At 71.2% G+C, this 8,927-nt stretch carries 3 protein-coding genes; 2 read left to right on the top strand and 1 reads right to left on the bottom strand.

Going from position 1 to position 8,927, the window contains the following annotated elements; translation table 11 throughout:
* The first annotated feature begins 49 nt into the window (after positions 1-49).
* Positions 50-1,417 (top strand): arginase family protein, encoded by a 1,368-nt coding sequence (locus AC3EN4_RS19830; RefSeq protein WP_435207265.1) that lies wholly within the window; start codon positions 50-52, stop codon positions 1,415-1,417.
* A 116-nt stretch (positions 1,418-1,533) separates the two neighbouring features.
* Here AC3EN4_RS19830 and AC3EN4_RS19825 read toward each other — a convergent pair whose 3' ends face one another.
* On the bottom strand, positions 1,534-3,498 hold the full coding sequence (locus tag AC3EN4_RS19825) for a penicillin-binding transpeptidase domain-containing protein (RefSeq protein WP_435207256.1): 1,965 nt from the start codon (positions 3,496-3,498) through the stop codon (positions 1,534-1,536).
* Positions 3,499-3,783: 285 nt separating this feature from the next.
* Between AC3EN4_RS19825 and AC3EN4_RS19820 the strand changes: the two genes are divergently transcribed.
* The gene (locus AC3EN4_RS19820) at positions 3,784-8,865 is read left to right on the top strand and encodes an NAD-glutamate dehydrogenase (protein ID WP_435207255.1); all 5,082 of its coding nucleotides are present in this window, start codon (positions 3,784-3,786) and stop codon (positions 8,863-8,865) included.
* The last annotated feature ends 62 nt before the right edge of the window (positions 8,866-8,927 follow it).

Here is an 8,927-nt window from a genome sequence, read left to right as displayed (position 1 = left end):
GTGCGTTGTTTTTGCCCCCCCCCGCCCGACCACCAGGGGACGGGAGCTCATGATGCGCCGGATCGCCGTCCTCGACGCGCCGACAAACCTCGGCCTGCGACCGCCGACGTCCACCTCCGTGCCGGGGTGCGCCAAGGCCCCCGGTGCGCTGCGCGACCACGACCTGCTGGCCCGGCTGCGGGCCCGCGACGCCGGGTGCCTCACCCCACCCCGGTACGACCCCGGTGACTGGCGCCCCGGCGACGGCGTGTGCCACGCCCGGGAGATCGCCGACTACTCGCTCGCGCTCGCCGAGCGGATCGGCTCGATCATCGACCGGGGCGAGTTCCCGGTGGTGCTCGGTGGCGACTGTTCCGTGCTGCTCGGTTCCGCGCTCGCCATGCACCGCCTCGGCGAGGCGGTCGGCGGGCGGATCGGGCTGGTCTTCGTCGACGGGCACTCCGACTTCCGGCACCCCGGCAACGCCTCCTACGTCGGTGCGGCCGCCGGGGAGGATCTGGCCCTGGTCACCGGGCGCGGACAGGCCGACCTGGCCGCGTTGGAGGGTCGCCGACCCTACTTCCGCGACATCGACGTGGTGGTGCTCGGCATCCGGGCACAGGACGAGTACCGGCTCGACCTCCAGGCCGCCGGGATCACCACCCGGCCGGTGCCGGCGCTGCGCGCCGAGGGCGCCGCCCGGACGGCGCAGTGGGCGCACGAGCAGCTCGCCGACTGCGCGGGCTACTGGGTGCACATCGACGTCGACGTGCTCGACCCCGCGGTGATGCCGGCCGTCGACGCCCCCGACCCGGGTGGCATCGCCTTCGCCGAGCTGGAGATCCTGCTCGCCGGCCTGGTCGACACACCGCACTGCCTCGGCGTCGAACTGACCGTCTTCGACCCCGACTACGACCCGGACGGCTCGTACGCCGCCGAGATCGTCAACACCGTGGTCGCCGGTCTGGCCCCGGTCACCGCCCCGGAGGCGATGCCACCGCGGCTGCTGTCACCCCGGCCCACGCCCGGCGCGCGTCGGGCCACCGAGCGGACGACCGCCGCCCGGCCCGACCGTGCCGAGCGCCACGACGGGCCCGCCGGGCTTGATGGTGCCGCGGCTGTGCAGGGGTCTGCCGGCTTCGAGGGCGTTATGCGCACGGTCGCGGACACCGCCCGGATCGGTGAGTTCGACGACGAGGACCTCGGCTCCTCCCGGATTCCGGCGAGGAGTGAGGTGGCCGACGAGGTCGCGGCAGAGGCCGAGCCACCCGAGATCCGCGATCGGTCCCCGTCCGAGCCGTCGGGCCTCGCGGCGCAGATCGCGGCCACGGTCGAACGCGAACCGGTCGGTCCGCCCGCCTCGGCCGGCCCGGGTCTGCGGCGTCCCTCCCCGCCGGCCCCGAACTCACCCGAAGGGCCCCAGGCCGACACCGCCTGAGCCAGTCGCGAACGCCCCCACCGTGATCGACTCGGTATCAGCGAAACCGGGGTGTCCGGACAGCATGGACACCCCGGTTTCAGTGAAACGGAGTGGATCAAGACCGTGATCGTCGGTCAGGTTTTGGGGAGGGCGCGGAGAAAGCGTTCGGCGATCGGGACGGCCGTATCGGTGCTGGCGCCGCCGTTCTCGACGAACACGGCGAACGCGACGTCACCCCGCCAGCCCACGAACCAGGCGTGCGTGTGGGCCGGGTTGTCGTCGAACTCGGCGGTGCCGGTCTTGCCGTACACCTCGCCGCCCGGGACGTCCTTGAGTGCGCTCGCGGTACCCGCGGTGACCACCTCGCGCATCATCGTGCGCAGCGCCGCGACGGACTCCGGCTTGAGCTGCTCGCCGGGCGGGGCCGGCTTGGCGGGCGCCGGGTCGACAAGCAGTTTCGGCTGCTCGAAGCGGCCCCGGGCGACGGCCGCCGTGGCGCCGGCCATGGCCAGCGGGCTGACCAGCGTGGTGCCCTGGCCGAACGACGCGGCGGCCTGCTCGGCCGGGCTGCCGCCGGTGGACACCTTGCCGGTGAAGGCGTCCACGCCGAGGTCCCACTGCCCCTCCAGCCCCACCGAGCGGCCGGCGGCGGCCAGCCCGTCGCCGCCCAGCTTCGGTGCCAGCGAGGCGAAGGCCGTGTTGCAGGACTTCGCGAAGTCGGTGCGGAACGGCACCGAGCCCAGCTCGAAGTTGTCCGAGTTCTTGAAGGAACGGCCGTCGACGGTGAAGGTCTTCTTGCACTCCACCCGGCCGTCCAGGGTGACCGCGCCCCGGTCCAGCAGGCCCAGCGCGCTCACCATCTTGAAGGTGGAGCCCGGCGGCACCTGTGCGGTGAAGGCCAGGTTCTCGCCGGCCGAGCCGGGACCGTTCGCGGCGGCGAGCACCGTGCCGTCGCTGACCCGTACCGCGACCAGCGCGGAGCGGCGCGGTTCCGCGCGCAGAGCCCCGTCGGCCGCGTTCTGGGTGGCCACGTCCAGGGTGGTCTTGAGCGCCTGGCCCGGCTGCGGTTCGCGGTGGAACAGCTCGGCGCCGGTGGGCGTCAGCTTGCCGTCCTCGGCGGGCCGCTCGACCACGACGGTCAGTCCGGGGGCGCCGCGCAACCGCTCGTCGTAGCGGCCCTGGAGACCCCCGTGCCCGACGAGGTCGCCGGCGACGTACCGGTCGGGGTGGGCGGCGAGGTCGTCGGCCTGTGCCTGGTCGACGCTGCCGAGCAGCGCGCGGGCGAACTCCCGGGTCGGAGCTAGGTCGATCTTGTCGGAGTTGAACTTGGTGCCGGGCAGGTCGTAGATGCGGGATTTGATCTGCTTGTACGCGTCCTCGCGCAGCGTCACCACCTCGACGAAGGCGCCCGGATCAGCCTCGGCGACCCGCTTGGGCAGGTCGGCCAGGTCGACGCCGGGGACCAGGGCCGGCCGGATCGCCTTGAAGGCGCCGTCGAGATCCTTGACCAGCTTCTTGATGTCGGTGACCTGGCTGGGCTGCACGCCCACCCGCACCACCGGGCGTGGTGACACGATCGGGGTGCCGGCCGCGTCCAGCACGCCGGCCCGGGGGCCGGTGTCGCGGCGCAGCCCCAGCCGGTCGCCCTTGGTGAGCTGCTCGTGCAGCACCCGCGGCTCCCACATGACCTGCCACTGGTCGTCGTCACCCTGGACCAGCCGCAGCTCCCGGTCGTACGTCCAGTGGGTCTGACCCGGCAGCGACCAGTCCACCCGCACGGTGGTGGTCGCGATGTTCTTGGTGATCTTCGGCTCACCCTGTCGGCTCAGGGCGGGTGGGGTGGCGGCCAACTCGCCGGACAGCTCCTTGATCTCCTTGCTCACCTCGGCCGCCGGAATCTTCGCGCCGGTCGAGTCGACCATGGCGACCGCCTGGAGGTCGCCGCTGCGCCAGCCGGCGAGGAAGGCGTCGACGCTGCTCTCCGGCCCGTCGTCGCCCGAGCACGCCGCCAGCACACCGGCGGTGAGCAGGGAGGCGGTGAGCGCGGCTACCCGCCGTGCGCGGTTCGGCCGTGAGAGGCGGGGGTAGGACAAGGTCATGAAGCGGTCCTTCCGATCTCGTGCTGCCCTGCACGGTAGTACGCGAACGCTGTCCCCAACGTCCCGTAAAGCCCTCGACGTGCGGAAAGACGGACCGGGCCGGTGTGATGAACATCGCGCGGCGGGGTATCCCGCAACCGGCCAACCTCGGACCCGCAACGGGTGAAAGGACAGAGTCCCGATCCGACGTCCGGCCAGCGGTCCGCTGACGAAGGCGGCGAGCGGCACGCATAGGCTGGGCGGCAGAGTGACCCACAACGCGGTGGGTCGAGGGGAGTGGCACCGATGGACCGGCGTCCGGCGATCAAACCGGAACCCGACCTCCGGCAGGATGACACCGGCCGGGATGACGACAGCTTCGATTCGGCGACCGACGGGGACGGCTACGGCCGGCTCGACACGGGCGTCACCGGGCTGACCGGGTCGAGCATCGACACCATCTACGATCTGGGTCTGCCGACCGAGGCGTTGACCGACGACGTGGAGGACGCCGAGCTCGACGAGCCGGTACCCAACGCGGAGCGGCTGGTGGCCCAGGCTGTCGCGCTCGCCGGGGACGACCACGACGCGGCGACCCTGGTCGGTCGCTTCTGGCGGTTCGCCCCGGACGAGGAGCTGGTCGGCTTCACGGCGGAGGAGATGCTCGACGCGGCCCGGGCGCACCGGGACCTCGCGCAGCAGCGGGTGCCGGGCGAGTTGAAGCTGCGCATTCACGAGCCCCACGCCGACCAGCACCACACCGTCGTCGAGATCGTCACCGACGACATGCCGTTCCTGGTCGACTCGGTGACCGCGCTGCTCAACTCGTACCACCTGGACGTCCACCTGCTGGTGCATCCGCTGGTGGTGGTCCGGCGTGAGCCGTTGGGCCGTCTCACCGAGGTCTCCGCGGACGTGGAGCCGGACGACGCGATCGCCGGTGACATCGTCGAGAGCTGGATGCGGATCGAGATCGACCCGGTCCGGGACGCGGCCGAGCGGGACCGGTTGCGCCGCGAGCTGCAACGGGTGCTCACCGACGTACGGGAGGCCGTGGAGGACTGGCCGAAGATGCGTCAGCGGGCCCTCGCGCTCGCCGACGAGCTGGCCTCGGCGCGTACCTCCGACAACCGCCCACCCGTGCCGGAGAAGGACATCACCGACTCGGTGGAGCTGCTGCGCTGGCTCGCGCACGACCACTTCACGTTCCTCGGCTACCGCGAGTACCGCCTGGTCGACGCCCCCGACGGGAGCACCGCGGACCCGGTGGACGGCAAGGCCCTCGAAGCGGTGCTCGGCACCGGGCTGGGCATCCTGCGTTCGGACTCCCCGGACGCCCGGTCGTTGTCGTCGATGAACCCCGAGGCGCACGAGAAGGTGCTGGAGAAGCGCCTGCTCATCATCACCAAGGCCAACTCGCGGGCCACCGTGCACCGTTCGGCGTACCTGGACTACATCGGCTTCAAGATCTTCGACGAGGCCGGCGAGGTCGTCGGTGAGCGGCGGTTCCTGGGTCTGTTCTCCACCGCCGCGTACCGGACCAGCGTCCGGGAGCTGCCGGTGGTGCGCCGCAAGGTCGCCGAGGTGCTCGACCGTTCCGGCCTCAGCCGGCGCAGCCACTCCGGCAAGGACCTGCTCCAGATCCTGGAGACCTACCCGCGCGACGAGCTGTTCCAGATCAAGACCGACGACCTGTACCACGCGGTGATCGGCGTGCTGCGGATGGCGGGCCGCCGGCAGCTGCGGGTGTTCCTGCGCCGGGACGCGTACGGGCGGTTCATCTCCTGCCTCATCTACCTGCCCCGGGACCGGTTCACCACGCAGAACCGGCTGCGCATGCAGGACATCCTGTTGCGCGAGCTGAACGGTGTCGGGGTGGACTACACCACCCGGGTCACCGAGTCGATGCTCGCCCGGATCCACTTCATCGTCCGTACCGACCCGACCCGGCCGCCCGGCGAGATCGACGCCGACCTGCTGGCCGAGGAGTTGGCCGACGCGACCCGGCTCTGGGACGACGACTACCGGCTGGTGCTGGAGCGCAAGCTCGGCGACGAGCAGGCCAAGCACCTGTTCGCCCGGTACGCCGACGCGTTCCCGGAGGGCTACAAGGACGGGCACACGCCGTACGAGGCGATGAAGGACCTGGCCAAGCTGGAGCTGCTGGAGGAGCCCGGCCAGCTCGAGATGCACCTGTTCCGCAAGCAGCTCGCGCCCCGTCCGGGGACCCGGGTGCCGGGCGCCGACCTGGCCGACGAGATGAACGTGCGGTTCAAGGTCTACCGGTACGGCGAACCGATGATGCTCTCCGCGGTGCTGCCCGTGCTGCACTCGCTCGGCGTACGGGTGGTCGACGAGCACCCGTACGAGGTGGACCGGATCGACGGTCGGGTCTACCTGTACGACTTCGGCCTGATGCTGCCCGAGGGGCACCACGAGTTGGCCGAGGTCCGCCCGCACGTGGAGAACGCGTTCGCGGCGGCCTGGCGCGGCGAGGCCGAGGTGGACCGGTTCAACGAACTGGTGCTGCGTGCCGGACTGACCTGGCGACAGGTGGTGGTGCTGCGGGCGTACGCGAAGTACCTGCGGCAGGCCGGCACGGTCTTCTCGCAGGACTACATGGAGCAGACCTTCATCGCGTACCCGAAGCTCGCCACCCTGTTGGTGGAGCTGTTCGAGACCCGGTTCGCGCCGGGTGAGCTGAGCGCCGAGCAGCGGCAGCAGCGCAGCGGCGAGCTGGTGGAGACGATCCGGGGCGGACTGGACGACGTGGCCAGCCTCGACCAGGACCGGATCCTGCGCTCGTACCTGACGTTGATCGAGGCGACCCTGCGCACCAGCTTCTACCAGAAGCCGGTCGGCGGGCGGCCGAAGGCGTACGTGGCGTTCAAGCTGGACCCGCAGGCCATCCCGGACCTGCCGGCGCCCCGGCCGAAGTTCGAGATCTTCGTGTACTCGCCCCGGTTCGAGGGCGTGCACCTGCGGTTCGGGCCGGTGGCCCGGGGCGGGTTGCGCTGGTCCGACCGTCGGGAGGACTTCCGGACCGAGGTGCTGGGCCTGGTCAAGGCGCAGATGGTGAAGAACACGGTGATCGTGCCGGTGGGCGCCAAGGGCGGCTTCGTGCTGAAGCAGAAGCCGGGGGACCGGGACGAGGCGGTCGCCTGCTACCAGGAGTTCGTCGGCGCGATGCTGGACGTCACCGACAACATCGTCAGCGGGCAGATCGTGCCGCCGGACGACGTGGTCCGGCACGACGGCGACGACCCGTACCTGGTGGTCGCGGCGGACAAGGGCACCGCGACGTTCTCCGACATCGCCAACGAGATCTCGCTGGCGCACAACTTCTGGATGGGCGACGCCTTCGCCTCCGGCGGTTCGGCCGGGTACGACCACAAGAAGATGGGCATCACCGCCCGGGGCGCCTGGGAGTCCGTGAAGCGGCACTTCCGGGAGCTGGGCCTGGACACCCAGACCCAGGACTTCACGGTGGTGGGCGTCGGCGACATGTCCGGCGACGTGTTCGGCAACGGGATGCTGCTCTCCGAGCACATCCGGTTGGTGGCCGCGTTCGACCACCGGCACATCTTCCTGGACCCGGACCCGGACGCCGCCACCTCGTACGCGGAGCGGCGGCGGCTGTTCGACCTGCCCCGCTCCTCCTGGGAGGACTACAACCCGGAGCTGATCTCGGCCGGGGGTGGCATCTTCCCGCGTACCGCGAAGTCGATTCCGATCACGCCGCAGGTCCGGGCGGCGATCGGCCTCGACGACGACGTCACGCAGATGTCGCCGCAGGAGCTGATGAAGGCGATCGTCACCGCTCCGGTGGACCTGTTCTGGAACGGCGGCATCGGCACGTACGTCAAGGCCTCCACCCAGACCAACGCCGAGGTGGGCGACAAGTCCAACGACGCGATCCGGGTGGACGGGCGCAACCTGCGCTGCCGGGTGGCGGGCGAGGGCGGCAACCTGGGCTGGACCCAGCTCGGCCGGATCGAGTACGCGTTGACCGGCGGTCGGATCTACACCGACTTCATCGACAACGCGGCCGGTGTGGACACCTCCGACCACGAGGTGAACATCAAGATCCTGCTGAACACCGCGGTGGCCGACGGCGAGCTGACCACCGCCGAGCGGGACGAACTGCTGGCCGGGATGACCGACGAGGTCGCCGAGCTGGTGCTGCGGGACAACTACGACCAGGCTCGGGCGATCAACAACGCCCAGGCCCAGGCGGCGTCGCTGCTCCCGGTGCACCGACGGATGATCAACGAGCTGGAGCGGTCCGGCGCGTTGGACCGGTCGCTGGAGGCGCTGCCGCCGGACGAGGAGCTGGCGGTCCGGAGCGAGTCCGGCCTGAGCGCGCCGGAGTTCGCCGTGCTGCTCGCGTACGTGAAGATCGTCCTTGAGCGGGAGATCCTCACCGACGGGTTGGCCGACGAGGAGTGGACGTCCGACGTCCTGGTCAACTACTTCCCGACGCCGATGCGGGAGCGGTTCGCCGACCGGATGGGCCGGCACCGGCTGCGCCGCGACATCGTGACCACCGTGCTGGTCAACGAGGCGATCAACCGGGGCGGTATCTCATTCGTCTTCCGGGTGGTCGAGGAGACCGCCGCCAGCGCCGCGGACGTGATCCGGGCGTACGTGGTGGTCCGCGACGTGTTCGGGCTGCGTGACCTCTGGGACGCGGTGGAGGCGCTGGACAACAAGGTCTCGCCGGAGTTGCAGACCAGCGTCTACCTGGACACCCGTCGGCTGCTCGACCGCGCCGTGCGCTGGCTGGTCACCAACCGGCGCTCGCCGATCGACGTGCCCACCGAGATCGCCCGGCTGCGCGACGGGGTGGCCCGGCTGCTGCCGGGGCTGGAGGAGCTGTTCTACGGCGGCGAGCGGCAGGCCATCGCGGCGCACATCGACTCGATGACCGAGCGTGGGCTGCCCCGCGAGCTGGCCGAGCGGGCGACCCGCCTGATGTACAGCTTCGGCCTGCTGGACGTGGTGGAGACCGCGACCCGCAGCGGACGGGACGTCGGGGAGGTGGCCTCGGTCTACTTCGTGCTCTCCGACCTGTTCCGGGTGGACTCGCTGCTGTCGAAGATCTCCCTGCTGCCCCGGGAGGACCGCTGGCAGACCCTCGCCCGGATGGCGCTGCGCTACGACCTGTACGCCGCGTTGGCCGCGCTCACCGCCGAGGTGCTCGACTCCACTCCGGACGAGCTGCCGCCGCACGAGCGGGTGCAGCAGTGGGAGCAGTCGAACGCCACGTCGATCCACCGCGCCCGCCGGGCGATGGGGGAGTTCGACGAGTCGCGGGCGGATCTCGCCGCCCTGTCCGTGCTGCTGCGCCAGATCCGCACCCTGGTGCGGACCTCCGCCGCCGCCTGAGTCGGTACGCGGTCCGGCCGGTCGGGTCACCCCGACCGGCCGGACCGCTTTCGGGTACGCAC

The organism is Micromonospora sp. bgisy143 (assembly GCF_057708145.1).
The sequence above is the reverse complement of the archived record's forward strand: the minus strand, read 5'-3'. Positions and strand labels throughout refer to the sequence as shown.